Origin of the sequence: Sphingobium sp., from assembly GCF_041987595.1 — a bacterium.
Lineage (GTDB): Bacteria > Pseudomonadota > Alphaproteobacteria > Sphingomonadales > Sphingomonadaceae > Sphingobium.
Genome location: NZ_JBHIWJ010000058.1, coordinates 1 through 24,880 on the forward strand (window position 1 = coordinate 1; position 24,880 = coordinate 24,880).

A 24,880-nucleotide genomic window follows, 5' to 3' on the forward strand; every position below is an offset into this window, starting at 1 on the left:
CCGTGAACACGTCGATCACGGCCACGCCAACCTTGAGAGGGCCTCCGCCGGGTTCGCCATCTGCATGGCCGGTGATGCTCATTAGGCCGCACATGGAGAAGCTTGTCGGCATGATGGCGACGCATCGCCCGCCTTGTGCGAGAGATGCAAGCGCGCCGCGCAGGTGGCGCGCACCGGCATGGCGATCGATCCCGCGGCCAACGCTCCGACTGAAGGGAGGATTGATCAGCACCAGCGTGGGAATCTGCTCGGTGGTCAGCATATCCTGAATATGTTCGGCATCATGGCGTGTCACGATCTCGCCCAAGCTTCGGGACAGCAGGTCGGCGCGGGCGGGATCATGCTCGTTAAGCAGCAGCCGCGCGCCTGCGCGTGCACCATGGACTGCCAGCATGCCGGTGCCGGCCGAGGGTTCGAGCAGGATATCGTCCGAGCGACAACGTGCCGCCATGGCTGCGAGCCAGGCGAGGCTGAGGGGCGTGCTGAACTGCTGGAGCTCGACCTGCTTTTCCGAGCGGTAGGTCTGCGTTGGCAATCCGCGCTCAAATTGCCGCAGTCGTTTGAAGATGTCGGCAGGTGTTCCTGCAAGAAGCGCGCATTGCGGATCGGCGAGGTGCAGGATCTGCGCGGTTTCCAGCGCATCATATGCATCGCGCATCGACCATGCACCGCCGGCATCATCTTCGCCGAACGCCTGGGTCATCATGCGCTTGAGGGACTGGCGATTGACGATGCCACCATTGCGCAGGCGGTGGGCAAGGGACTGGGCAACCTCGAACAGGCGTTCGGGCGCGTCGTGGGTTTGCGACAAAGCGAGTTGGGGCAAGGTCATGGGCACCTCATGCGAGAATAGGACAATCCGGCTCTCCCTTTCCCGCTCTCCTTCATTCCGGCCCCTGACTGTGCAGGAAGGATAGATCAGACCCGGTGACGGGGGATTGGCTCGAGGCTATGGAAGAGCATGGCTATTCCACTCGACTATATCGACGAACTCGACCGGCTGCTGCTTGACCAGGGCGAGGATTGCATGCTGCTGTCGCAGCTGGACGGCTTCCTCACCGGAATCCTCGTCAGCCCCGATCTGCTTGCACCCAGCCAATGGCTGAAGATGATCTGGGTCGGCGAAGACGGCACGGGCATGCTGCAGTTTAGTGAAATGGGCGGTTTCCAGCATTTCACAGACCTCATCATGCACCATTATCATGTCATCCTGGCCTGCCTGGGTCAGCCGGGCAGCTTCGAACCGGTGCTGGAGATCGACACACGGTCGGACGAGACATTGTGGGAGTTGTGGATCGAGGGCTTTGGACAGGCGATGGATCTTGCCCCTTCGGGCTGGCAGCGTGTCCTCAATGACGATGATCCCGGTTGCCGCGCAGCGATCGAGGGTATTCGCGAACTTCGCGCGTTTGCCGATGGGACGAAAAAGCTGACTCTCACTGCGGAAGACCAATGGGATCGGGAAGCACCTGACCTGATCCCGATTTGGGTCGAGATGCTGCACCAGTGGCGGATTGAAAATGACCCCTACCGACCGGTCACCATCAAGCGCGAAAAGACGGGGCGTAACGATCCATGTCCCTGCGGGTCGGGCGTCAAGTACAAGAAGTGCTGCGGTTTGAACTAAATGATCGCGGACAACTGCGGGCGCGGCATGACCGTCAGCTGGGTCTTCCTGTGCGCGCTTCCAAACCCGTCAACCCGATGAAGTTAAACGGCGATCGACATCCGCCCCGGCTGAAATCGTCTCCGACATAAGCAGCAGACACGTTCGCTCTTTCACGTGCCGACCGCAATCATCCGGGCATGCCCTCATCGCCATAAAGAAAGTCCTGGCTATTTGCCGCATCGGGGCCAGTTGTCGTCTTGGGTGTGGCCGCCAAGCGCTTCTCTTCCAGCAAAACGCGGCGGCTGGTCCTATCAGTAGGCATATTGACCGGAACAAGACGGACAGCAGCGTGCCCCTCACGGGTCAGGATGATTTCTTCCCCAGCTTCCGAGCGCCGAACGAGGTCGATGAGTTGGCTTGCCGCATCAGATATGGAAATATGCATAGGCCATTATCCCTGGCGATTAAGAGCAGCGGCTCATTTTAGACCGTTGCACAGTTCCATCCAAGGCCGAAACCGGGGGCGGGGACTAAGCCGTGCCCCCGGCCATGTTCAGGCGGCTTGCGCGAAGCTTTGGTCGCCTTCGTTGCCACCTTCCTTATTCACCATGTCCGCCAGGTCGTGCTCGCTATTGTCGGGCGAGGTCGGCTCTTCGCCGCTTTCAGGGGCAGCGAACCGCATTTCGTCGGGTAGCCAGAGGAGCGCCCGTTCCTGGATTTCGGGCTCGATGATGACATCGCCACCAAATAGCCGCTCGGCCGACGCGGCCAGATCGTGCTTCTTCGACCCGGAATAACGCATGCGAAGTTCCAGTCCGCCAATCTTTTCGAACAAGGCGAGGATGCCAGGCTTGGTCAGCTTGTCGAAATAGGTGAGCGCCGTCGGCCGCCACCAGGCCGCGACATCGATGCCGAGCTTGCGCCCCAGATGATCGAGAAAGCCTGCCTCGCGTCGTCCGGCAGAAACGGCATGAAGCGTGCGCGCGATCGCCCATCCGAGCCAGGCCGCACGTGCATCGTCGGGCAGCGCACAGAAGGCATCATAACGATCTGGAACGGCCTGGTGGTGGAGCCAGCTCCGATCGAGCGCCTCGTCGAGCTTCGTCCATTCACCCGCCGCCGCCGTTTCCGGCTTGAAGTCGGGCAAGAGACGGGAAGGCACCGAGGCCCGCAGATCGCTCGGCATGTCGAAGGACGCCAGGCGGGATTCACGATCGACCATGATGAAGGTGCCGAGATCTAACGCGAATGCGGGATCACTGGCGACGTGGACCGCAAGCAGCTCAGTCTTCATCATCGCCAGCATTTCGCGAAGGCGCTGGCTCATCACCGGGCGAGCGTCATTGGCGGTATCGTTCTCCTGCGTTTCAACGCTGGCATTATCGTCGCCGTCTTCGCCGTCATCATCGGCCTCGCCGCTCTCCTCGTCAGATACCGGCGCGATATAGAGTTGATGATGGATTTGCGGCGTGCCGTCTTGGCCGAGCACCACATAGCCAAGAGCGGTCGCTTTCTGCTCAGGATCGATCACAACCTCGCGCTCTACGATCGCCGTGAGTTCCGCGTGGAGGGCAGCATAGCGCTGTTCCTCATCCTCTTCCGGCTCATAGGCCTCGTTTTCGGCGAGCAGTTCAATCTCGGCAATCTCCTCCTCAATCTCTTGTTTACGCGCTTCCTGCTCCTGCGTGAGCGGTTCGGCGACGCCGGTCAGCGGTTGCAGCGCATAGGTTTCCATATAGGGGATCCGCGCGCCGGTGACGATGCGCACTTCCCCCAGGCCTTCGCGCTCACGCAGTGCCTCGGCCTGCGCGGCAAGTTTCGTCTCCGCCAGATCATCGAGAATATGAGTGTCGATCCAGCGCTCGTCGGCTGCAGTGGAGAACAGGTCCGCGTCCTCTACACGGCCACCTGCCGCGATATAGGAATCCCGCCCGACCAGCAGGGCCTTGGGGTCGGTTGCGCGATAGCTGTAGCCATTGAGCGCCCGCCGGATTTCATTCACATTGTCGCGGGAATAGCTGCCTCTCAGCGATTCCCATATCGCCGTCTGACGGGCGGTGTCCGCGGTCGTCGCATAGGCCTTGGCCACATCGAGCGTGATTTCGTCAGCCTCGAGCGCATCGAAGATCGGCTGGGCGAGGTTCGCGAGACGCAGGCGCCCGACAACAAAGCGTTCCTCGATGCCGAAGCGCTTGGCGATCTCCGCCGTGCTGCAGCCCTCGACCTCGATCAGATCTCGAAATGCCAGACAATCTTCAGCAGGCGACATCTGCAGCCGGTCGTAATTTTCAGCAAGGCTAATTTCGCGGCCGTCCTTCGCTTTAGCGAGAACAAGGACGGGCACCTCATAGTCAGCAGGCAGCGTTCCCTTCTCGATCAGGCGATGGATAGCATCGAGGCGGCGGCCACCGGCCGTGATGCGATAATGACCTTTCTTACGGGAAACCGGCACCCCGACGAGATTCTGTATGAGGCCATGCCCGGCGATGCTGGCTTCGAGCTCAGCGTCAGCGCGCGGATCGGTCCGCTTGCGTACATTGACGGGCGACTTGGTGAGATGGGTTGCCGGGACGAGGATGGATAGCTTGGTCATGCAACAAACTCCGCAAAAGCTGCGGTCCGCACATCGAACCGCGCATTCGCCGCCCTCCCCCTCTCCTTTCGTTTGCGCCGTTTTGAGGCGTGACGGCACGGTGCCGTGCCGCTAAACACCGCAGCTGCATAATTTCAGGAGGACGTTTTATGAACAATTCCGAGCTGGCTGAGGCGCTCAGCGCCGATCATGGACTGACCAAGACTGACGCACGCAAACTCGTCGACGCCCTGTTTGGGGTCATTGCCGAGGCGGCGGCCAAAGGCGACGAAATTTCGCTGAACGGCTTCGGCAAGTTCAAGGTGAAGGACGTCGCAGCGCGCGAGGGCCGCAATCCGGCAACCGGCGAAACTATCGCGATCAAGGCGTCCAAGAAGCTGACGTTCACGCCCGCAAAGGCGATCAAGGACCGTCTCAACGGCTGACCTGTATCGCTGCTCTGCTGCCAACAGGTGCAGGGCAGCGGAGCCTGTTATCAGGCAGCGCGTGATTGCCCTTCCAGCACATCCGCCCAATCATTATTGGGCGACGGCGGCCATGCGTTGATGATCTCAAGGCCTGGGCGCTCATAGGCAAGGCGCGCACTTTTGTTCGCTTTCCATCCAGCCTCATCCCGGTCGAACAGCAGAACGAGGCGTTCGAGCCAGTCGGGTAGCAGGATATGTCCGGCCCGTTCTGTTCCGAGGACTGCCCATACCGGGATCTTGTGCAGTTGCATCGCCGCCAGCGCGGTCTCGATGCCTTCGGCGAGGCCGAGCACCGAAGCGGGAGGCATGAGTTGTACCGCGCCGCGCCCCGGACGTCCGAGCATCATGCGGGGATCGGCCAGATCCTTTGCTTTGGTGGCGGTTGCGGCATCAATAAAGGTGCGGTGGATGGCGACGAGCCGTCGTCTCTCCCGTACGGCGGCAATCATGGCGGGCCGGAACAGCGCGCGGCTGCCTCGTCCCAGCGGCGTGCGTAAATTATAGCGCAGATCATGCCAGGGTGGCGTGAGCAGGCGCCCAGACAGGTAGCTTTGCGCAGGCGTGCCCACGAGGGATGCGGATGCGTTCCATATGCGTAGGGCTGGCCCTGCACCCGCGTGAGGCGAGGGCACGTTGCGCGACAAATCGGAAATGTGCCGGTCCGCAAAAGGCAGGCGTAAATGCCGGATTGCTCGCAGAACGTCTCTCGTGTCGCAACCGGCAAAGCATTTGAACAGCAGCGCGCTTCTGCCAACACGGATAGACAGGCTGGGATTATGGTCATCATGGGCCGGACATAGGCACAGACCACGATCCTTTTGCCATGTTCCGCCTAGCTTTCGGCAAAGGGCTTCGCCCTCAAATTCCAGTTCAAAAGATTTTATCATAACAGTCTCGCCTGACGGATTATGCGTGATCCATGTTCGAGTTCGGCAACATGTCCACGCGCCACCGCACATTGTCGTTGGACTTCATCGATGCACTTGCAGAGTGCGTAGCTGTCGCTGCGCACGACCCGCTTTTTCGCCAAAGCAACTTAAGAATTATCTGCCCCACGTCGCATCGGCGCTGCACCGCCCGAAGATGCGGAACCATGCGAAATGCTAAAATAGCCATTCGGCCAGAGCCTGGACGGCAGCTGTGACGGCGTTCCCGCCAGGTTTGAGCTCCAGGAGATTGTTTGGTAACTGCAACTATGAAGACTGTTTTTCATCGAAGCGCCGCGCTGCTTGCAATATGTGTCGGCGCACTTTTCCGGGGGCTATGCAAAGTTGGGCGGCGATATCGTCAACAGCCATTCTCTGAACAAAATAGAGTTCAAGGACTGGCCGGATCGCAGGAGGCTCCATACGGATAATTCTACGCAAGCATTGCGCGTCCTTCCGCACTTGCCTTGCCGCGCGGAGCGCAGCGGAGATGCGCATACATGGCGTATGAGCCAATTTGCTTTTGAAGCGGGAGGGCATGCCAGGCCTTTGATAAAGTCATACTGTCACCGGACAGGTTCCATTTCCCCCCTCAGCCTCCCCTCCAGTCCGCTCGATCCTTTCGCACTTGCGAACCAAGCTGACTTACGGATTGAACCGGCACAGAAATTTTCCGTTGCGATGCATTCTTGATAGAATTTTCAAGCGTGGATTCTGTCGAGCCGTCGCCAACGGTTCGAGTGATGGCATCCGTCGCTATGAAGGAGACAATCATGATACAGAGCCAGGAATTCCAGTCGATCATTCAGGCATTCTATGATGCGAAGGACGAACAGGGCATATATGAGACCTTTGATCACCTCACATATTTTCTCGGTTTCAAATATTTTGCCATTGGCCACCACGTCGACCTGCTCAATCCACCGATCGCGTCCTTTGGCATTTCAAACTATTCGTCGGGCTGGCTGAATGAAGTCTTTCATGAGCGGTACTTCATGGACGACCCCATTCACTTCCTTTGCAACGGGCGACATGCAGGCTTTGCCTGGCCGGAGTCGCACCTGTTGAATCGATTGAATGAGCGGCATCGCCATATTCTCGAACGCGGCGCGTTACGCAATTTCCAGTCCGGTTATACGATCCCAGTTCATCTCCCTGGCGAATATTCAGGAAGTTGTACGTTCGCCACTCCGACCTCGGGCACCATCGCTCACAACGTTTTGCCTGCGGCCTTCTTCGCTGCGTCTCATGCGTTCGAAGCCATTCGGCGTCTGGCGCGAACAGCGGCGGGACTTGGGCTGGAGCCTCCCCCGCAGTTCACCGATAGGCAGCGCGAAGTCATATTGCTTATGGGTCAAGGCAAGACCTATGCGGAAATGGGCATGATCCTGGGAATATCCCGCGAGACGGCGCACCAGCACTGCAAATTGGTTTTTAGGGCGTATGGCAACATCCAGCGGTGCAATCTGATTGCCCGGGTGCTGTATGACGGCATTGCGAGCTTTCCCGAAATGCTGCGAAAGCAATAGCAATACCCAGTTTGGGTCATAGGCCGTTATTGTCCATCGCACCGATGATGCCTTCTCCGCCACCAAGGGAGCATCATCATGATCCAGATTTTCGAAGGCGCGCAGTGGGCCAACGGCCTGCCCATACTTGATGGAATGTATCGCGACCGGAAAAAGATTTTCGTCGATCTGCTGGGCTGGGACGTGCCGGTCGTCGACGGCGCCTACGAGATAGACCAGTTCGACGACGAACATGCCATTTATGTGGTCGCCACAAACGAGAAGGGCGAACATGAAGGCTCGATTCGGTTGCTGCCCAGCAGGCGACCGCATGTCCTCGGGAGTATCTTTCCCGAACTGTGCGACGGCGCGATCCCTGTCGGCGAAAACGTTTTCGAGCTCAGTCGCGCCTGCCTGTCGCCACGCAACAGGGCAGCGCGTCGGCTGCAGGTTCGCAACGCCGTGACGACGGCAGTCGTCGAGTTTGCATTGTTGCGGGGAATTGATCGGTTCACATGCATCGCGGATTCCGGCTGGCTGAGCCAGATCCTGTCGCTTGGATGGGACTGCCGGCCGCTCGGACTTCCCAGAGAGATTGCTGGCTTGAACACCGGGGCTCTGGTTATCGAAATCGACAGCGATACGCCCGACAAATTGCGGACAGCAGGCACATATGTGCCCATGCGCATCGTCCATGCCCACGCTGATGGCCGCGCTGCCGCGTGAAGGAGATAATTTATGACTATCATCGCTATCGACCGGCTGGCGCCGGATACGCACTCATGCTGCACACAACTTGATGCACACGGCTACTGCATCATTCGCGGTGCTGTCCCGCCCCTCCTGGTTGAGAGGCTGGCGAACGACCTCGCATCGGATTTCCAATCAACGCCCCATTCCACGGGTCCATTTTATGGCGAGAAGACGCGGCGATTTCACGGGCTCCTTCGTCGATCGCGCCATATCGGCCGCTTCGCGCTCGATCCACTGGTTGTCGCGATCGTCGAAACCTTTCTCAAGCCATGGTGCGACACGATCCAGATCAATCTCACCCAGGCGATCGAGATAGAGCCGGGCGGTCTCCCACAGCCGCCTCATCGCGATCAGGAGATGTGGCCGGTTCGTTCTGCTGGTGTGGAATATATGATCAACGTGATGTGGCCCTTCACTTCCTATCGGGCGGAGAATGGCGCGACCTTGATCTGGCCCGGCAGCCACCGACGACAGGATGAAATCGTCATGCCGCTGGAGGAAGCCGTCGCGGCGGAGATGATCCCTGGCGACGCGCTGGTATTCCTCGGATCGACCTTGCATGCTGGCGGCGCTAACAGATCGCTCGACGCCCGCCGGGGGATGATCATCAGCTACAGCCTCGGCTGGCTCAAGCCTTATGAACTGCCGTGGCTCGCCTATCCCCCCGAAATCGCCCGTTCGCTCCCCCGGTCCCTCATGTCACTTGCAGGCTATCAGGCGCATCGGCCAAATCTTGGTACCTATGAGGGGCGCTGTCCGTCCCTCCTGCTCAGTGATAATGCCGATGCAGCGCAAGGCGCGATTGATATTCTCCATCCCGAACAGGAGCAGTTGATCGCGGACTATCGGGCGGGCCGTCTTTCACCAAACACGGCCAGCCAGCCGGGTGATGACGGGTAATGCGTCGTGGCGCGCCGTCGTATTTGCAATGCGCTGATCGAGCAGCCGCGGATCACTGAACGCGAATTGGGTCTCGACCGATATCAGTGGTCGGAATGGATGATGCTGCTCGATCTCTACATGATCGAGCAGCAAGACATGGAGGAAGTGTTCAGGCAATTTTCGCGCAATTCGGGTCGATCAGAAACGACCGGCTATCGCAGGACCGTCGAAATGGTCGATGACGGCCTGCTAGAGCGAATCTCCGATCCTCGTGATCGCAGGCGGAGTTTCATCCGCTTGTCGGACCGGACGAGAGCGAAAATGGACAAGGTGATGGACAGTCTTGCGACGCTGCTGCTCGCATGAGTTCCTGCAGAATCGTCGTACGGCCTGAGCTACCGCGGCAATCACGATAATGGCGAACATTGCATCGCCTTATTCGAGCATACTGCCGACGCCCGGACAATGGATTTCAGTGTCAGTTTCCTCCGTTGGGCACGGTGTGGCTCTAAATAATTTAAGGCGTCCGTTTGCGAGCGACCGAATTTCGACTCTAATCGCCGCAGACCCGCTGATAGACGCCGACCAAAATACGTCGTTTCGATGCGGTGAAGGTCGGCTCAGGCGGACCCCATCGGCGTTCGCGGGCACCATCCATTTGCGCTGTACTAACAGACCTCCTCGAAAGCGGCATTAGAGCACTGATAGGTATAATCAGCCCCTATTTAATTCCGCTTATTCATCATGGCGAATTGATGATGTGGTAGATCGATTTCCTTGGGCGGAAGAGGGAGCGCAGCTTCTCATGCCGGTCGTCTACCGAGCAAAACCGATAGGTTTGCACAGGGTCTTCTAGCCTTCGTCGGCCGACCCCGGTTCCGCCATCTTGCGATGCCGTTCCGCCAACACTGCTGCAGGCGTCACATGCGCAACGGCCGCCTGTACCTTGTTCTTCCACCCGGACACGATATGCGCCTCGCCCTTCATCAGCGCATCCCAGCCATCGCGCGCGACGTCGGCTGGATCGCTCTTGCTGTCGGATGATCCGACGCTGGTATCGAGCATGTCTGCGCGATCGAAAAATTCCGTTTCGACCGGCCCGGGCATCAGGGTCGTGACGGTGACGCCCTTGCTGTCCTTGATCTCGTTACGGATCGCATCGGCGAAGCTGTCAACGAAGGCCTTGCTACCATTATAGACCGCCTGAAAGCTGCCTGGAATGAAGCCCGCGATCGATCCGGTGATCAGCACCTTGCCGTCGTCACGCGCCACCATTGCCTTCAGGACCTTTTGCAGCAGATACAGCGTGCCTGTGATGTTCGTATCCACCACCCGCCGCCAGTCGCTCACCTCCTGGTCGAGAAAGCCGTGACCCAGCCCGCGGCCGGCGTTGGCGCATAGCAGATCGACCTGCCGACCATTGGCCGCGGCGAGGAGTGTATCAACGCCTTGCAGGGTTGAAAGATCGGCCTCGACCGCAATAACTTCGACGCCATGCTGCTTGAAATCCTGCGCAGCGGCATCGATCAGCGGTTCGTCGGCCACGACCAGCAGGTCATACCCGTTTTCCGCGGCGATGTAGGCAAGTTCAAAGCCGATGCCGGTGGAGGCGCCGGTGACGATCGTGAATTTATTGGCCATGTCTGTCTCTCCTATCGCACGGCGACGGCAAGACCGGGCTTCAGCACGATCTTGGTCACTTCATTCTGGTTGTCGTGGAACATCTTGTAGCCCCTGGGCGCATCCTCCAGGCCCATGCGACGCGATATCAGGAAGGTCGTATCGATTTTGCCCTCCAGAATGGCATTGAGCAGGGCGGGCATATAATGCTGCACACTTGTCTGGCCGGTCTTGAGGGTCAGCCCCTTCTCCATGAAGGCACCCAAAGGAAACTTGTCCACGAAGCCACCATAGACGGCTGGCATCGATACGCGCCCGCCCTTGCGACAGGCATGAATTGCCTGCCGGATCGAATGGGTGCGATCGGTGCCCAGAAACAGCGACGCCTTGATCTGATCGACCACATTATCAACAAAGAAGCCATGGGCTTCCAGGCCAACCGCGTCGATCACTGCATCCGGCCCAATGCCGCCAGTCATCTCCATCAAGGCTTCGTAGGTCTTGGATTCCTCGAAATTGATCGTCTCAGCACCGAAATTTTTTCGCCAGTTCCAAGCGGTGTGGAAAATGGTCGATCGCGATGACCCGATGAGCGCCCATCAGGAAAGCGGACTGGACCGCAAACAGCCCGACCGGACCGCAGCCCCACACAGCCACCGTATCACCCGGTTCGATGTCCGCATTTTCCGCCGCCTGCCAACCAGTGGGGAGGATGTCCGACAGGAACAGCACTTCGTCATCGTCCAGTCCATCAGGCACCACAATCGGCCCCACGTCGCTGAACGGCACGCGGACATATTCGGCCTGGCCGCCTGCATAGCCGCCGGTCAGATGGCTGTAGCCGAACAGACCCGACATCGGCTGGCCGTACATTTCCTGGCCGATGTCCTGATTGTCAGCCGGGTTGCCATTGTCACAGGCGGAATATTGATGCTTGCCGCAATGATAGCAGCTGCCGCAGGCAATGGTGAAGGGCACTACGACCCTCTGTCCCTTTTGCAAGGTGGACCCGGGACCGGTTTCGACCACTTCGCCCATGAATTCATGGCCTAATATGTCGCCGGCCTGCATGGTCGGGATATAGCCGTCGTACAGATGCAGGTCGGACCCGCAGATCGCCGTCGACGTGATCCTGATGATCGCATCGCGCGGGTTGAGGATTTCGGGATCATCGACGGTATCGACGCGGACGTCATGCTTGCCGTGCCATGTGAGCGCGCGCATCAGGCTTTCTCCTCGTCACGTTGCTTTTGGGTCCAAGCCGCGGTCGCGACCTCGCCGGTTTCCATCAATTGTTTGAAACGGCGCAGGTCGCGCCGTGCCTGCATGGCGGGTTCTCGCTGGAAGAGCTTGGCGATCACCTTGCCCACCATGCCCGCGGGCGGATCATAGGCGATGGTTGCCGTAACGATGGTGCCACGCGCGCCTGCATCGCGAAATTCGATGCGGCCGCTATTGGGGACATCGGAGCCTTCGCCAGAGGTCCAGGCGATCAATTCGCCGGCCTTTTCCTCCGTAATTTTCGCGTCCCATTCCACAGTGCGTCCAGCCGGCGCCTTCACCACCCAATGCGATGTCGTGGCGGACAGGATGTCGATGCGTTCGACATTATCCATGAAAGAGGGCAGATTGGAAAAATCGCGCCAATAGGCGAAGAGTTCGTCGCGAGGGCGGTTGATCGTGACCGCGCGCCCGATCAGGTCGTCACCCTTGGGTAGCGTCACGGCCGCGATTGCGCTCGCGCGCTCTTCGTTCAATTTCGATGTCGTCGGTGGGGCATCGTCTGTCGCCATCGTCATGGATTTTCTCCAGCTATTCTTATGAGGTCCGCGCGGAGCAGTCCGATCGTTCGGAGGCTGCCTTTCGGTATGAGCGGACAACGCCTGGATGTCGGATGGGTCCAATAGCCTGTCGGAAAATCTAGCTGATCGAAATTAGTTTGTGCCCTCACTCCCGCCCAAGCTTCGCTTTCATCTCATCGATCTGCCGCGATGCATCTGCTTTCGTTAGGTCTCCGGTTGGCAGTTCCACACCCACTTCTTCGCATAAGGTCGCTAGATAGGACGCCTGCGCGCCAGTGATGGGTTCGTTGCCCGACACCCAATCTGCTGGATCTTTCTCAGCGTTCGAAGCCGGGTGCTCGTCGAGTTTGGGATTATGGAAATGGTCGGTCATGACAGCCTCATTGTTCTTGATATGTTCCGACACAACCGTCCACGTAGCATGTGGTTCCTGCACTACGGTCGGAGAAGGAATGCAACCGATCGCTCGATCGGCGCTTCATACCAAGGCCGGGGATAGCCTCCGGCTATTGGGTTATGGAAGGGAAGGATCAAGCTGATGCCTGGAAACGAGAATGGTCTCGACCCTGGACAGGGTCAATCGGACGAGATGCCCAGTCGCGGATCTGTCGGCGACGTCCAACCCAATGAGGATGATCCCGATCCCCGCACACGCGGCGGCAAGTCGCAGGAGGATGTCGAGGATCGCCCCACCGTCGGCACGGTTAAACCAGACGATTATCCAGAAGCCGATCGCGCCGATTCCAGGCCCTGATGAAAGGATCACCATGAGCACGACGTTGGCAGGCACCTTTGATAGCCGGGAACAGGCGGACATGGCTGTGGAACGGCTGGTCCAGGAAATCGGAATCGAACGAACCGATATTTTCGTGGCTGCCTCGGGCACGGAAAACAGTGCAGGCAACCTCATTGGAGGCGCTGATAACGAGACGGTCGATCAGGCCGAAAGGGATGATGTTCCCCTTGCTGGTGGGATCACGGTCTCGATCGATTTGCAGGATGAAGCGAAAGTCGAGGTTGTAACAGCCGCGCTGGAAGAGTTCGGAGCTGAAATATGAGACCCGCGCCAACGGCACGATATGGGCTGGTCTGGTGAAGGCGCTGCTCATCCATAATCCCAATGCCGGAACAAAGCCCGAGCCGATGCGGTCACGCATTGGTCAATTGGAAGAGGCTGGCTTTGCCATCCACTATTGCGAACATGGCCGGGACGATATTCGATCCGGAATGATCGGCATGGAGATGGCGATCGCTGCGGGCGGCGATGGAACCGTAGCTTCGGTCGCTACCGAGATACCCGACCGGTCTGTACCCATTGCCATCCTCCCGATGGGTGGATCCAATAATGTAGCAAGGGCGCTGGGCATCCGCCAGTCGGTGGGTGCTGTCATTGATGGCCTCCACAGTGCGCGCGAAAAGAAGCTGACCGTAGGCAGCGTGACGGGGCCGTTCGGGCGGAAAGGCTTTCTGGAAGCGGTAGGTATTGGCGCGCTCAATCAATCCATCGAACTTGTCGATGAATCGCCCGACACCCCGGAGGAGAAGCGCGAAAACGGCCGCGCGGCATTTCGGGAGACGTTGCGCAAGGCTAAACCGATCGCGTGCGTCGTTGATATCGATGGACGCCATTTCGACGGGCCATGGCTGCTTGTAGAAATTCTCAACATCGGCGCGATCGGCCCACGGCTCCCGTTCGCGCCAAGGGCGGACACGCAGGATAAGCTGCTCGACATCCTGCTGGTGGGCGAGTCCGATCGCGACGCCATGGTGAGATGGGCCGAACATTTCTCCGGCCCGCCACCGGCCCGCCTGGAAACAGGCTGCGTCGTCACGCTTCAGGCCAGGGGGCTGTGCCCCCGGATCGACGATCGCCCCATCGACATGCCTGACGACACATGGACGGTCGAAATACGGCTGGATGACGAGCCGGTGACGATATTGGTGCCTGGCAGTATGACGGGACATGACGATGACAGTTGCTGAGCCGATGCCAACACCGGATTTACTTGCCCGCATGGAAGCTGTTGCGGTGGAACTCGCCACGATCGGCGGCCGGGAAATCCTGGCTACGCTGGGCAGCCTTATGGCCGTGCAATATAAGGGGGATGATAACGCCATTGCCTTGATGCGCGATCCGGTAAGCGAAGTCGACAGCCGGGTCGAAGCGATGATCCGCAGCCATCTGGCAGATCATTTCCCCGACCATGGCATCATCGGCGAAGAAATGGCTGTCCAGGCGGGACTGGGCAGCGATTTTGTCTGGGCGGTTGATCCGATCGATGGGACAAGCAACTTCATCAACGGCTTCCCGCTATTCGCGTCATCCGTCGGCGTCCTGTACCGAGGCGTTCCGGTCGTGGGCGCCTTATGGTGCAGCACCAGTCATCTGTTGACGCCCGGCGTGTATCATTGCGGTGGCACCGCAGGATTGCGGTTTGAAGGCGAGCCAGTGTCGCGCTTGCCAAACCCTGCCGTTCGCAAACGGCTCGCGGGTGATCCGCACGGCCAGTCTGGCGTCGGGCCATGGGATGGGCGCAAGACAGGATCGGCTGCGATCGAATGTGCGTTCGTGGCCGCAGGCCTGCTACAAGTCGCCAGGTTCGCGACACCCAACATCTGGGATGTCGCCGGGGGCATAGCCCTTGCGCACGCATCTGGCGCTTCGGTGTTTCAGAAGGAAGATGGAAATTGGTCGCCATTCGCCAGCTTTGGCGACCAATTGGCGCAGATGGCGCAATGGCGTCGTCCATTGATCCTTGGGACGCCTGAGGATGCCGCCCGCATGACCGACATCCAGCGCGCTGACGCACAAGATCGAAGCCGCCGGATATAGCGATCCGTCAATGCGCGTAGATCATTTTTCGGGTCATGCCGCCATCGACAGTGATCTGCTGGCCCGTGATGAAGCCCGCACCTTCTGACGCCAGAAACAGGACGGTAGCCGCGATGTCGGACGGTTCGCCGACCCGGCCCACCGGATGCTGTTCCCGGTCAATAGCGCGATGTTCCACCGCTTCGCGCACCTGTGCTTTTGCCCAGGGGCAGGTTTCAATCCAGCCGGGCAAAACGGCGTTGACGCGGATGTCGGGGCCAAGGCTGATCGCCAGTGCATGGGTCATGGCGCATAGCGCACCCTTGGCCGCAGCATAGGCCTCCGTATCGGGTTCTGACTGGATCGCCCGTGTCGATGCCATGATAACGATCGCTCCCTTGCGCTGACGCAGGAGCGGCACAGCAGCGCGCACCATCAGGAACGCACCGGTCACATGGCTGTCCTGCCATGCCTGCCATTTTTTAAGTTCCAGTTTTTCGACCGGACCGCTGATCGGCGTGGCAAGGCCCGCATTGGAGACGAGCAGATCCATACCTTCCGCCTGTCCCGTCGTCTTTTGCCATGCCGTAATCTTATCGAACGCCTTTTCGACGTCGCGCTCACTAGCGACGTCAGCACGGATCGTGATCAGCTTGGCAGTCGGCAACTCATCGGAAAGATCGCGAACCGCCTCGGCGTCCTGGTCCAGCACCGCCACCCTCCAGCCCTGCGTCAACAGGGCCTGGGTGATGCCTTTGCCGATGCCCTGAGCACCGCCTGTAACGACCGCAATCTTCATATTGTGTACGCCCTCTCGATGGCCCGAAAAATTCCAGCGCCGCACGTCAGGTTGATCGACGCAACGTCCAAGCGTTAGTTCCGCAAAGCGCCAATGCTTTCGAGCAGGTCGGTCACCCTTGCGAGCCGATCAGCCTCGTCGGTCTGCACCTTCAAAAGCCAGCGGCCGTCTTTTTCGGAAAGCCCTGCACATTGGCTCATGTCGCGACCCGTTTCGCGCGGCGTCAGCGCTATCGCGGCCGGGCCTGCATCGACGCGTGCCATCCCGGCCGCCCGCGCGAGAATAGCAATTCTGTTGGCATCGATCAGACATTCGGCGGCGGGGGGCAGCGGACCAAATCTATCCGCCAGTTCCTCCTCCAAAGCGTTGAGCCCAGCCTCATCGACAAGCCGCGAAAGCCTGACATAGAGACCCAGGCGGATGTCGGGGTCGGGTATCCAGTCCGATGGCAAGCCGCCCGCGCTGCCTAGATTGAGTTCGGGCGTCCACAGTCCGGCATCTTCGCCCCGCGCCTCTTTCAAAGCCGCTTCGAACAGATGTTGGTAGAGGTCGATGCCGATCAGCTTCATATGTCCGGCCTGCGTGTCGGCCAGAGGATCGCCAGCGCCGCGTTGATCGAGATCGGCTGCACTGATCGCAAAGCCCGCACCCAGCCGGTCATAGGTCGCCAGCGTGCGCAGCCGCTTCATCGTACGTTCGGCAATCTCTCCCGCTTCGGTCAGCAAAATGACCTGACCCCGGCGATTGCCGCGGCCCACCCGCCCGCGCAACTGATGAAGCTGGGCAAGGCCGAAGCGGTCGGCGCGCCAGACAATCATCGTGTTGGCGCGCGGCACGTCCAACCCCGCCTCGATGATGTTGGTCGCGAGCAGGACATCGCCTTCGCCACCGCCAAAGCGGACCATGGCGTCGTCGATGGCGGCTACCGGCATCTTGCCATGCGCTTCAATCAGCGCGAGGTCCGGCACGATCCGCGCCAGCCGTTCGGCCAGGGGCGCGAGATCTTCGATACGGGGCACGACGACAAAACTTTGTCCCCCACGCGACCGTTCACGCAGAAGCGCCGTCCTGATCATCGCATCGTCGGGGCTGGCAAGGCTCGTCCGGATCGGCTGGCGACGGGCGGGCGGCGTTGCGATCACCGACATCTGTTGCAGGCCGATCATGGCGCGGTGCAACGTCCGGGGGATGGGCGTCGCGCTCATCGCCAGCAGATGAAGGTCGGTGCGTCCCCGCAGCCGTGCCTTATCGGCCGCGCCGAAGCGCTGTTCTTCGTCGATGATGACAAGCCCCAATTGGGCATAGCGTATATCCTTCGCCATCACCGCAGCCGTGCCGATGACGATACCGATGGACCCGTCCGCCAGCCCGGCCTTCGCCGCCTTCTTCTCCGCCGCACTCGACAGACGCGACAGGCCAGCGACGACCACGCCCGTATCGGCAAAGCGTCGCTGGAACGTTTCGATATGTTGCCGAACGAGAACCGTCGTGGGCGCGGCCAAGATGACTTGATAGCCTGCAAGGGCGGCAAGCGCGGCGGCCCGCAGGGCGACCTCCGTCTTGCCATAGCCGACATCACCGATAACCAGGCGATCCATCGGCCGTCTGCTGGCTAGGTCGTCCCGTACCGCCTGGATCGCACGGGCCTGATCGGCCGTTTCGTTGAAAGGGAAGCTGGCCACAAATCGTTCGTAAGCGGCGCTATCGGGTTCGATGATCGCGGCTTTGACCTTGGCCCTTTCCCGCGCCAATCGAAGAAGATCGTGCGCGCTTTGGGCCACCGCCTCGTCAATCGCCCCGCGCCGCTTTTCCCAGGTTGATCCGTCCAGCTTGTCGAGCCGCACCGCATCGCCATCGGCGCCATAACGCCATAGCAAGCCGGCCTCCTGGCACGGAACGAGCCGCCGGGCGCCATTGGCATATTCAAGCGCAATCAGTTCTGCGTCGCCATCGCCAGGAGCCGACTCAAGGCCCAGCACGCGCGCGACGCCATGATCCTCATGCACGACCAGATCGCCCGCACGAATGTCGCCGCCCGCCTGGGCAAGCCCTGCGGCAACGCTGTCCTGCACTGCGACTATAAGCGCCCGGCTACCCAGGAGATCGGCAGCCGCAATCATTACGAGCTTACTGCCAACAGCGCCCCGGTCGATCGGCGCAACCATCGCGGCAATCGCTCCCTGCGCAAGTTCATCGATTGCCGCGATCGCTTCGATTGCTTCAACCGTAGACTTGAACCTCTTTGCGATCTTAGGCCGGAGAAAACGGACATCCCGCTCGCTGCCAACCAGAAGCAGACGCTTACCGTCCTGCAAATGCGGTGTCGCAAAGCGCTTCAGCGCCGATAGGGGTGAGCGCTGCTCCACAAAGCGGGGAATGGGCGACACATCGAAATCCGCCGGATCGCCGGAACGCCAGGCGGCAAGATCCTTCGCCCATAGTGACTGGGATGCGGCATCGATCGCCGAACCTGAATTGCCGGCGGCTTCGGTGGCCAGGCGAATGAAACGCGCGCGGCGTTGTTCGGCCTTTGCCGAGACGTAAAGTCGCCCTGGCCGCAAGTGGGCTAATATCGTGACTTTCCGCTCCGACTCTGGTTCGGCCGCGCGACCAATCTCCAGCATCTCGCACGGCGCCTGCGTACGCTGCGTGATTGGATCATATCGCCGGATGCCGACGACGCGCCCATCGGCGATATCGATCCGCGCCGGCAGCCCGGCATCGGCCGGAAAGATGTCGATGACCTCGCCGCGCACCGCCACCTCGCCTGGTTCATCGACATGATCGTCGGCGATATAACCAAGCCGTTCCATTTCAGCGGCGAACTGGATGGGATCGATCGGTTCGCCAACCTGCAAGCTAGGGGGCGCGGCGTCGAAGGCGGAGGGGTCCGCATAAAGCCGCGCGGCCCCTTCGCCGCTCATAATGGTTGCAAGAGGACGGCGCTTGGACTCCTCTGCAAGCCGCCGCAGATGTCGCAAGGCGGCGACGCGTTTCCCGATGTTGGAAGGGGACGCTGGCGCGCCGTCACCGGGCAAGGTGTCACTCGACGGCAGAAAGACGACATTGTCAGGCACCAAGGACATGAGCGCACTGGCTACCGCTTCGGCGTCCTGCTCGTCATCGGCCAGATAAAGCAGATCGCCCGCGTCCAGGGCGTCGAGCAGCATGAGTGCGGTCTCGCCAATTCCGTGGGAAACGCTCATTTGCCCACCAAGGCGCAAAAATCGACCTGGTCAGGCCCGACAGTAAACCAGCTCAAAAGTCTTCTTCGCCCTGATGATAGCCATGCCCTGTCGCGCGCAATTCCGCCCGGTCGCGATCTGCGCGCACACGCGCGGTCGCGATCATCGTCCGTTCTTTTTCGGATGGGGGAGCGTTTGATGCCGGCGCGGCCTGCTCATAGACGCCGCCCGTCGCTGCTGGCCATTGATCCGCTTCCGGTTCCTGGCCTTTTCTCTTTTCTTCCACCATGTGCTCTCCTACAGGTGGGCAGCTAACGGCGCGATGATGTCGCGGGTTCCGCCAACGGCAAAAGTCCGGTTCAAAAATGAAAAGCCGCAAGACGCGCGCTGAGGCGGCCGCTTAAGGATCAGATTGGCCGGTTGCTGCTCGGCTGCTTTTTTTGGCCATATCTGTCACCTTCGTCGATCATCTCACGAACCTTGCCGACGATGTCCTCAATTCCGAAGGGTTTGGTGATCACGTGCATATCATGCTCCAGCAGTCCGTTGCCGATGACGGCATTTTCCGCATAGCCAGTGATGAACAAAATCTTGAGTTTGGGGCGTCCCACTCGGCCGGCGTCTGCGACCTGACGGCCATTCATTCCGCCGGGCAACCCCACATCCGTGATGAGAAGGTCGATGCGCAGATCAGATTCAAGCACCTTTAGACCGCTGGGACCATCCGCAGCTTCAATGACGTGATATCCCCCGTCAGTAAGGACATCGACGATGAGCGAGCGAACGGAGGCCTCGTCATCAATGACCAGCACGGTCTCCCCATGCCCCCCAGCATCAAGCTGCGTCGGTCGCAACTCCTGCTCCATCTCAGTTACCGGTCCCATATGCCTTGGAAGGTAGAGGCACATGGTCGTGCCTGCGCCGACCTCCGAATAAATCCTTACCTGCCCTCCCGATTGCCGCACGAAGCCATAGATCATTGAGAGACCAAGACCGGTGCCTTCGCCCAGCGGCTTGGTCGTGAAGAACGGATCAAAAGCGCGGGTGATCACGTCGGGCGTCATGCCCGTTCCGGTGTTGCTCACGCATAGCGACACATATTGACCAGGGGGTAGCTCGCGCTCGCGGGCCATGCGGTTGTCTAGCCACTTATTGGCTGTTTCGATCGTCAAGCGTCCGCCATCCGGCATCGCGTCTCGCGCATTGATGCAAAGGTTCAAAAGCGCATTTTCAAGCTGGTAGCGATCAACCAACGTCATCCACAAACCGCCCGATCCAACCACTTCGATCTCTATGGAGGGCCCGACGGTCCTGCGTATGAGGTCTTCCAAGCCAGAAACTAGCCGGTTTATATTGACGGCTGTGGGATCCAATGTCTGTCGCCGGGAAAAGGCAAGCAGTCGCTGCGTCAACGCGGCAGCCCGCTTTGCCGCGCCCTGCGCGGTTTCGAGATGGCGACCGATCGCCTCTAGGCGACCCTGGGAAATGCGCAGTTCCAGCAATTCCAGGTTGCCAAGAACCCCTGCCAGCAGATTGTTGAAATCGTGGGCGATGCCACCGGTCAACTGCCCTACAGCCTCCATCTTCTGGCTTTGGCGCAAAGCCTCCTCTGTGGCGATAAGGGCATCGGCCGCTTCGGTCTCCGCGGTGATATCGCGGCCGAATAGATAGAGCATCCCGGCTTCTGGAACGGTGGTCCAGGCGAAGTGTCGGTGGCTGCCATCCTTTGCGCGAAAGACGCTTTGTGACTCGACGACAGCAGCGTTGGATTCGGAGAGTCTCGCCAACCGCTGCTGCGCGGCTTCTTGCTCCTGCGCTACAAACTCCAAAATATTGCGGCCGACCGTATCAGCTTCGCTCCACCCCAGCGTCTTCGTCCAGGATGGATTGACGGCATTGATAATGCCTTTGGTCGTCGCCACCACTTTGACGATCGGAGAGAGCGCCCAAATCCGCTCCCGGTCGCGAGCGAGTTGGCGCTCCCGGGTTATATCGCGCGCCACGGCGTGGATGCGGCCCGCGTCCGGCACAGCGTTCCAGTCGAGCAATCGATAGCTGCCGTCCTGGCAGCGATAGCGGTTCTCGAACAAAAGGGTCGTAACGCCCTGAGCCAGCTTTTCGACTTCCTTGGCTGTGGCAGATAAATCGTCGGGATGGACGAAATCGGCCAGGACCTGTCCAACCATCTCATCCTCTTGCCACCCCAGGAGCCGCGTCGCGGATGGGTTCACCAAGCGAATGACGCCATCAAAGTCGCAAACCAGCATCAGGTCCTGACTAAGCGACCACAGCCGATCGCGGTCCCGTCGCTGGGCGGATACGGCATCGATGGTGGCAAGCGCCCCCGCTATCTGCGCGGCCATAAGGTTGGCGAAATCACGAGTTGCTTCGTCGAGCAGGCGGTAGGGATTCAATCCCAGGACAAGTGCACCGACGGCTTGCGCTTCGCCGGGCTGCTCGACAGCTACGATCAACGCATCACGCGGCGGCATCTCCCACGGTCCGGTCGGCAACCTCGAAAAAGCGCCACCCAGCGCTTCCACGGCCTGTTTTTCGCCTCTTTGAATCGCAGCAACTGGCCAACCCGTAGCATCTCCAGTGCCGGGATCAAGGCTTTCAGGCAGGTCGAACAGTTGTAGGTTCGCGAACGGAAAGTCCCGGCTCTCGCTGCCAAAATGGCCTTGCACTGCGTCGATCACGTCAGACCGACTTTTCGATCGGAGCAACGCGGCGGCCAGATCATTCAATTGCTTGATGCGCCGTTCGCTGATGACCCTGTCGGTCTCCTCGCGAACGACGCACATCAGGCCTTCGACAGCGCCGCCGCTACCCATCACAGGACTGTAAGAAAATGTGTGATACGTCTCTTCGGGATAGCCGTTGCGTTCGAGGAGCAGAAGCAACTGTTCGTCCCAGGTCGCAACGCCATCTCGCATGACCGAGACGATGCGATCCTTGACGTCTTCAAAGACCTCCTTCCATACCTGTGACATGGGCCGACCCAGCGCTGTGGGATGTTTGGACCCTAAGGTGGGAATATAGGCGTCATTGTAGAAGAAGTTGAGGTCTTCTCCCCAGCCAAGCCACATCTCAAACCGAGACAGGAGCATGAGCCGTAGCGACGCCTTGAGTTCTTCGGGCCATCGATCAGGCGGACCTAAGTTCGATGCCTTCCAATCATGCGCTCGCATGATAGCACTCATTTGGGAATCGCCAGGGAAAACGTCAGGCCAGTCGTTTGTCACATCCCCCCCTTAAAACCGTTTGGTCAGCATTACGGCGAAGCCGTAATGTTTTTAATAGCCCTCGGTTCCGTCGCAGCGTTTGCGCTGTGACTCAGGGCGGTAAGGACAGGCTTGCCCAAAACAGCGGTCTTTCTCCAGATCATCTCGGAAAATTTAATCTAAAATCCCAGCGTGTCACGTTCCAATCAATCAAGGGAACACTGGACTAACTCGGCTCGTTATAAATGCAGTGTCATATAGGAGAGACTGATGAGCATCGAAGGAAAAGCAAAAGAAGCAGCCGGCTACGTCAAGGAAGAGGCGTTCGAGCATGGCAAGTCCGCCGAAAGCCAGAAGAAGGCACAGGAAGGGCGCGATCTGCGCAATGAAGGACGCGTGGAAGATGGCAAAGCGCCCAAGACTTCTGAGCCAGGCACCGGCGCAAAGTAATATTTGATTTCTGCCGAACAATACGCCGCCCTTCACAGGGCGGCGTTTTCGTTTTCCCTTACTTTAGCGGAGTGTAACGGCAGGCAAATTTCGGTGGTCGCGCCGTTTCGGTGGCTACCAAGTGGATGTGAAGTTTTTCGCCAATGACCTCATGAAGAGCAAACGCCTTTTCAGCCTCGTATAGATCGTCGCGATGGCCTTCCTTCCACGCAGGGAGGGTAGCCATCGCGCGTGCCTTGGCCTGGGTCACATTCTCAGCGACAACGAACATGTTGCGATGCTGTTCGGCGAAGTCAGCCGGATCGTAACCACCCAGATTTACGAAAAACAGTCGTTCGCGCCCCTTATATGGCTCCGGCCGCAGCTGAACGTCATAACCGTCCGCATGGTCGATCTCTGCCCAGCAGTCGATATGGAGCGTGCCGGGCGCGCCCCACCACTGACGGCGAAGCGCATCATGCGTCGCCTTCAAGGATGGTGCCACTATGAACCGTACATCATGAATTTCTATGTGAGCCGCAGGATGCTCACCTCCAATGTAGATCGCAAACAGCTTCATGCCGCGTCAGCCTGCATGGGTACTGCGATCATGCGCGCGAGGTCCTGGCCCACGATGCCGCCCATCTCATGCGAACTGGTGATCCCTTGTACAAATGGATGACGTCCCAGGATGAAGGGAAGGCTCAGACAATATACTCGGCGCGCACGCGGATCGGGCGATGCCGGGTGGAAAGCCTCATCCACCGAGATACCTTTGGTCGCGCCCTCGTCTGCATCTTGTGCGTCCATAACGATGCCTTGTTCAAGAAGCGTAGGGAATGGGAAATCGTCGGCTTCAAGCGGGCGTTGGCCCGTTGCATCGATGAACACATTATAGTGGCGCCGCTTGCCGTTGATGACGACATTGACGCCGCGTTCTGCGCCGTGCGTTTCCACGCGATAATCGTTTCCAAGGGCGATCACATCAAGGTGGCCGGCTCGATGAAGAGCTAGGAGCCGCTGTATGGAGAGATGGGGAACGCTCGCATATTCGTCGACGAAGGCAGGCTTTAAATGCTTGCCGAACGATTCCAGCGCGCCTTCGTCAAGATGCGGGATAATCAGCGCCAGCACCTCGTGCATCCGCAGGATCGCGTAGCGCCAGGGCACGGTGATTTCTTGGTCGAAATTTGCCTGCGCCTCCCGCAGATTCGTGGCGGCCCATTCAAACGGATCAGCGTCCGCGCGGTCGGCGAAGAAGCGCTCCGCGAAATCTTCCAAAGCCAGATCGGCCAACCTGACATGATCGGCATATGCAGGATCGGTGTGCGCCAGTTCCTTCTTGAAGAGCGCATAGGCCTGCTCAAGAAGATCCTTTGGCTGAGCCTCGATCAGCGTTCCGATCGCCTCATGCGTACAAAAGGCTAGCGGCTCATAGGGTATCGGATGGTAGAAATCGGCTTCAGGCAGCAGCCCCTTGCGCGACATCATCGTCAACGCAAGTCCTTCCGATCCCGCCCCAATCCGATATTCAACACTGCCATCCGGACCGTCAATGAATGCGCCATGCGCGGTGGCCAGAGCGACGACTGCGTCGATCGCCGTCAGAGAGCTCCCGCGAATGCCAACATTGACGGCGTTGATCCGTTTGAGCGCGGAAGCTGGCCAGGGGCTGAGAAAATAGCCAGGCCGCGCCTCGGGTTCCTCCGGCCACTGATGGCCAGTCGCCATGACGACGAAGTTGAAACGATTGTCGGCTATGTCCTCGCCCTCCCCTTCAATATCCAGCTGAACACCGTTGCCCTGGACAGACATGTCGAGAACGCGGTGGCCGGTTCGAATATCGACGATGAACCCTTTCTCACGCGCGTCGCCCACAAGCATGTCGAACTGGTCGAGGAAGTATCGCCCCAGGGCAACACGCGGGTAGAAAGCGCGGTCATCAACATCCTTGGGATCGATTCCCAAACTTATGAGCCGCTTGCGGCTTTGACGTTTGAGCCAGGAAAGAAGCGTCTCGCACAGTGGCGGGATTTCAACGCTCGCAATGTTCGAGAGCATGGCCGGATCGTTCCACCCCGGCCGATACGGCGTTCCGAGACCGGCGCGCGCCTGTTGCTCGAAGATGGTGATCCTTGCAGGGCAGGCTGCCTGCTCGACAAACGCCTTGAGCGTATAAAGTGTGGTCGGTCCGGCACCGACGAAGGCAATAGATGCGGTCATTCGGCAAAGAATGCTTAGGGGCCGGAGTGGTGCCATCCCGACGCACGC

At 59.5% G+C, this 24,880-nt stretch carries 22 protein-coding genes and 2 pseudogenes; 11 read left to right on the top strand and 13 right to left on the bottom strand.

Annotated elements, in window-relative coordinates:
* Positions 1–706: pseudogene (locus ACFC3J_RS14560) on the bottom strand (methylase); the annotation flags it as partial.
* 255 nt (positions 707–961) lie between these two features.
* Here ACFC3J_RS14560 and ACFC3J_RS14565 point away from each other — a divergent pair.
* Positions 962–1,627, top strand: coding sequence for a UPF0149 family protein (locus ACFC3J_RS14565; RefSeq protein WP_185705217.1), 666 nt, complete (start codon positions 962–964; stop codon positions 1,625–1,627).
* 169 nt (positions 1,628–1,796) lie between these two features.
* On the opposite strand, the gene ACFC3J_RS14570 is transcribed toward ACFC3J_RS14565, so the two are convergent.
* The gene (locus ACFC3J_RS14570; protein WP_185705218.1) at positions 1,797–2,054 is read right to left on the bottom strand and encodes a type II toxin-antitoxin system Phd/YefM family antitoxin; all 258 of its coding nucleotides are present in this window, start codon (positions 2,052–2,054) and stop codon (positions 1,797–1,799) included.
* Positions 2,055–2,162: 108 nt separating this feature from the next.
* Positions 2,163–4,202 (bottom strand): ParB/RepB/Spo0J family partition protein, encoded by a 2,040-nt coding sequence (locus ACFC3J_RS14575; protein ID WP_375196876.1) that lies wholly within the window; start codon positions 4,200–4,202, stop codon positions 2,163–2,165.
* Between the two features lie 149 nt (positions 4,203–4,351).
* On the opposite strand from ACFC3J_RS14575, the gene ACFC3J_RS14580 reads away from it, so the two are divergent.
* Positions 4,352–4,627, top strand: a complete 276-nt coding sequence (locus tag ACFC3J_RS14580) for an HU family DNA-binding protein (RefSeq protein WP_185705221.1) — start codon at positions 4,352–4,354, stop codon at positions 4,625–4,627.
* A gap of 50 nt (positions 4,628–4,677) precedes the next feature.
* Here ACFC3J_RS14580 and ACFC3J_RS14585 read toward each other — a convergent pair whose 3' ends face one another.
* Positions 4,678–5,238 (bottom strand): toprim domain-containing protein, encoded by a 561-nt coding sequence (locus tag ACFC3J_RS14585; protein WP_239019026.1) that lies wholly within the window; start codon positions 5,236–5,238, stop codon positions 4,678–4,680.
* 1,130 nt (positions 5,239–6,368) lie between these two features.
* On the opposite strand from ACFC3J_RS14585, the gene ACFC3J_RS14590 reads away from it, so the two are divergent.
* The 4 genes from ACFC3J_RS14590 (at position 6,369) to ACFC3J_RS14605 (ending at position 9,104) form a co-directional block, all read left to right on the top strand.
* Positions 6,369–7,124: an autoinducer binding domain-containing protein gene (locus ACFC3J_RS14590; protein WP_182914034.1), complete on the top strand. Its 756-nt coding sequence runs from the start codon at positions 6,369–6,371 to the stop codon at positions 7,122–7,124.
* Positions 7,125–7,202: 78 nt separating this feature from the next.
* On the top strand, positions 7,203–7,829 hold the full coding sequence (locus tag ACFC3J_RS14595; protein ID WP_119749213.1) for an acyl-homoserine-lactone synthase: 627 nt from the start codon (positions 7,203–7,205) through the stop codon (positions 7,827–7,829).
* Positions 7,830–7,841: 12 nt separating this feature from the next.
* Positions 7,842–8,756, top strand: coding sequence for a phytanoyl-CoA dioxygenase family protein (locus tag ACFC3J_RS14600; protein ID WP_119749215.1), 915 nt, complete (start codon positions 7,842–7,844; stop codon positions 8,754–8,756).
* A gap of 6 nt (positions 8,757–8,762) precedes the next feature.
* On the top strand, positions 8,763–9,104 hold the full coding sequence (locus tag ACFC3J_RS14605) for a MarR family transcriptional regulator (RefSeq protein WP_119749217.1): 342 nt from the start codon (positions 8,763–8,765) through the stop codon (positions 9,102–9,104).
* 486 nt (positions 9,105–9,590) lie between these two features.
* On the opposite strand, the gene ACFC3J_RS14610 is transcribed toward ACFC3J_RS14605, so the two are convergent.
* From ACFC3J_RS14610 to ACFC3J_RS14625, 4 genes and pseudogenes are all read right to left on the bottom strand, one after another.
* Positions 9,591–10,379 (bottom strand): SDR family oxidoreductase, encoded by a 789-nt coding sequence (locus tag ACFC3J_RS14610; RefSeq protein ID WP_119749220.1) that lies wholly within the window; start codon positions 10,377–10,379, stop codon positions 9,591–9,593.
* Between the two features lie 11 nt (positions 10,380–10,390).
* A pseudogene (locus ACFC3J_RS14615) lies at positions 10,391–11,582 on the bottom strand (zinc-dependent alcohol dehydrogenase).
* A complete protein-coding gene (locus ACFC3J_RS14620) occupies positions 11,582–12,157 on the bottom strand; it encodes an SRPBCC family protein (protein WP_119749222.1) in 576 nt (191 codons plus the stop codon). Before ACFC3J_RS14620 ends, ACFC3J_RS14615 begins: the two are co-directional and overlap by 1 nt.
* A 148-nt stretch (positions 12,158–12,305) precedes the next feature.
* Positions 12,306–12,533 carry a DUF3072 domain-containing protein gene (locus ACFC3J_RS14625; RefSeq protein ID WP_119749261.1) on the bottom strand — a complete coding sequence of 76 codons (228 nt, stop codon included), beginning with the start codon at positions 12,531–12,533 and terminating at the stop codon, positions 12,306–12,308.
* Positions 12,534–12,698: 165 nt separating this feature from the next.
* Here ACFC3J_RS14625 and ACFC3J_RS14630 point away from each other — a divergent pair, with 165 nt between their 5' ends.
* From ACFC3J_RS14630 to ACFC3J_RS14645, 4 genes are read left to right on the top strand one after another with little or no spacing between them, the layout of a single operon-like run.
* Complete coding sequence (locus ACFC3J_RS14630; RefSeq protein WP_147418795.1) at positions 12,699–12,914, top strand: hypothetical protein; 216 nt, start codon at positions 12,699–12,701, stop codon at positions 12,912–12,914.
* A 13-nt stretch (positions 12,915–12,927) separates the two neighbouring features.
* Positions 12,928–13,218 carry a hypothetical protein gene (locus ACFC3J_RS14635; protein ID WP_119749224.1) on the top strand — a complete coding sequence of 97 codons (291 nt, stop codon included), beginning with the start codon at positions 12,928–12,930 and terminating at the stop codon, positions 13,216–13,218.
* Between the two features lie 34 nt (positions 13,219–13,252).
* A complete protein-coding gene (locus ACFC3J_RS14640; protein ID WP_182914035.1) occupies positions 13,253–14,143 on the top strand; it encodes a diacylglycerol kinase family protein in 891 nt (296 codons plus the stop codon).
* 31 nt (positions 14,144–14,174) lie between these two features.
* The gene (locus ACFC3J_RS14645) at positions 14,175–14,993 is read left to right on the top strand and encodes an inositol monophosphatase (RefSeq protein WP_279606634.1); all 819 of its coding nucleotides are present in this window, start codon (positions 14,175–14,177) and stop codon (positions 14,991–14,993) included.
* Between the two features lie 7 nt (positions 14,994–15,000).
* Here the strand turns inward: ACFC3J_RS14645 and ACFC3J_RS14650 are convergent, their stop codons facing one another.
* From ACFC3J_RS14650 to ACFC3J_RS14660, 3 genes are all read right to left on the bottom strand, one after another.
* Positions 15,001–15,771, bottom strand: coding sequence for an SDR family oxidoreductase (locus ACFC3J_RS14650; RefSeq protein WP_119749230.1), 771 nt, complete (start codon positions 15,769–15,771; stop codon positions 15,001–15,003).
* A 74-nt stretch (positions 15,772–15,845) separates the two neighbouring features.
* Complete coding sequence (locus ACFC3J_RS14655) at positions 15,846–18,977, bottom strand: DEAD/DEAH box helicase (RefSeq protein ID WP_239019027.1); 3,132 nt, start codon at positions 18,975–18,977, stop codon at positions 15,846–15,848.
* A 386-nt stretch (positions 18,978–19,363) separates the two neighbouring features.
* Positions 19,364–22,066, bottom strand: a complete 2,703-nt coding sequence (locus tag ACFC3J_RS14660) for a PAS domain S-box protein (RefSeq protein ID WP_375196878.1) — start codon at positions 22,064–22,066, stop codon at positions 19,364–19,366.
* A 384-nt stretch (positions 22,067–22,450) separates the two neighbouring features.
* Between ACFC3J_RS14660 and ACFC3J_RS14665 the strand changes: the two genes are divergently transcribed.
* Positions 22,451–22,630 (top strand): hypothetical protein, encoded by a 180-nt coding sequence (locus ACFC3J_RS14665; protein WP_119749238.1) that lies wholly within the window; start codon positions 22,451–22,453, stop codon positions 22,628–22,630.
* A 58-nt stretch (positions 22,631–22,688) separates the two neighbouring features.
* Here ACFC3J_RS14665 and ACFC3J_RS14670 read toward each other — a convergent pair whose 3' ends face one another.
* Both ACFC3J_RS14670 and ACFC3J_RS14675 read right to left on the bottom strand, forming a co-directional pair.
* Complete coding sequence (locus ACFC3J_RS14670; protein WP_119749240.1) at positions 22,689–23,189, bottom strand: DUF1543 domain-containing protein; 501 nt, start codon at positions 23,187–23,189, stop codon at positions 22,689–22,691.
* Positions 23,186–24,880, bottom strand: a 1,695-nt coding sequence (locus ACFC3J_RS14675) for an FAD/NAD(P)-binding protein (protein ID WP_375196877.1), incomplete at its 5' end; no start/stop codon positions are given. The genes ACFC3J_RS14675 and ACFC3J_RS14670, both read right to left, overlap by 4 nt.

Coding starts and splice junctions, on each gene's coding strand:
- ACFC3J_RS14620 (WP_119749222.1), bottom strand. CDS start 12,157: ATGACGATGGCGACAGACGATGCCCCACCGACGACATCGAAATTGAAC.
- ACFC3J_RS14565 (WP_185705217.1), top strand. CDS start 962: ATGGCTATTCCACTCGACTATATCGACGAACTCGACCGGCTGCTGCTT.
- ACFC3J_RS14645 (WP_279606634.1), top strand. CDS start 14,175: ATGGAAGCTGTTGCGGTGGAACTCGCCACGATCGGCGGCCGGGAAATC.
- ACFC3J_RS14570 (WP_185705218.1), bottom strand. CDS start 2,054: ATGCATATTTCCATATCTGATGCGGCAAGCCAACTCATCGACCTCGTT.
- ACFC3J_RS14625 (WP_119749261.1), bottom strand. CDS start 12,533: ATGACCGACCATTTCCATAATCCCAAACTCGACGAGCACCCGGCTTCG.
- ACFC3J_RS14590 (WP_182914034.1), top strand. CDS start 6,369: ATGATACAGAGCCAGGAATTCCAGTCGATCATTCAGGCATTCTATGAT.
- ACFC3J_RS14650 (WP_119749230.1), bottom strand. CDS start 15,771: ATGAAGATTGCGGTCGTTACAGGCGGTGCTCAGGGCATCGGCAAAGGC.
- ACFC3J_RS14595 (WP_119749213.1), top strand. CDS start 7,203: ATGATCCAGATTTTCGAAGGCGCGCAGTGGGCCAACGGCCTGCCCATA.
- ACFC3J_RS14660 (WP_375196878.1), bottom strand. CDS start 22,066: ATGCTCCTGTCTCGGTTTGAGATGTGGCTTGGCTGGGGAGAAGACCTC.
- ACFC3J_RS14630 (WP_147418795.1), top strand. CDS start 12,699: ATGCCTGGAAACGAGAATGGTCTCGACCCTGGACAGGGTCAATCGGAC.
- ACFC3J_RS14575 (WP_375196876.1), bottom strand. CDS start 4,202: ATGACCAAGCTATCCATCCTCGTCCCGGCAACCCATCTCACCAAGTCG.
- ACFC3J_RS14610 (WP_119749220.1), bottom strand. CDS start 10,379: ATGGCCAATAAATTCACGATCGTCACCGGCGCCTCCACCGGCATCGGC.
- ACFC3J_RS14635 (WP_119749224.1), top strand. CDS start 12,928: ATGAGCACGACGTTGGCAGGCACCTTTGATAGCCGGGAACAGGCGGAC.
- ACFC3J_RS14670 (WP_119749240.1), bottom strand. CDS start 23,189: ATGAAGCTGTTTGCGATCTACATTGGAGGTGAGCATCCTGCGGCTCAC.
- ACFC3J_RS14580 (WP_185705221.1), top strand. CDS start 4,352: ATGAACAATTCCGAGCTGGCTGAGGCGCTCAGCGCCGATCATGGACTG.
- ACFC3J_RS14600 (WP_119749215.1), top strand. CDS start 7,842: ATGACTATCATCGCTATCGACCGGCTGGCGCCGGATACGCACTCATGC.
- ACFC3J_RS14665 (WP_119749238.1), top strand. CDS start 22,451: ATGAGCATCGAAGGAAAAGCAAAAGAAGCAGCCGGCTACGTCAAGGAA.
- ACFC3J_RS14655 (WP_239019027.1), bottom strand. CDS start 18,977: ATGAGCGTTTCCCACGGAATTGGCGAGACCGCACTCATGCTGCTCGAC.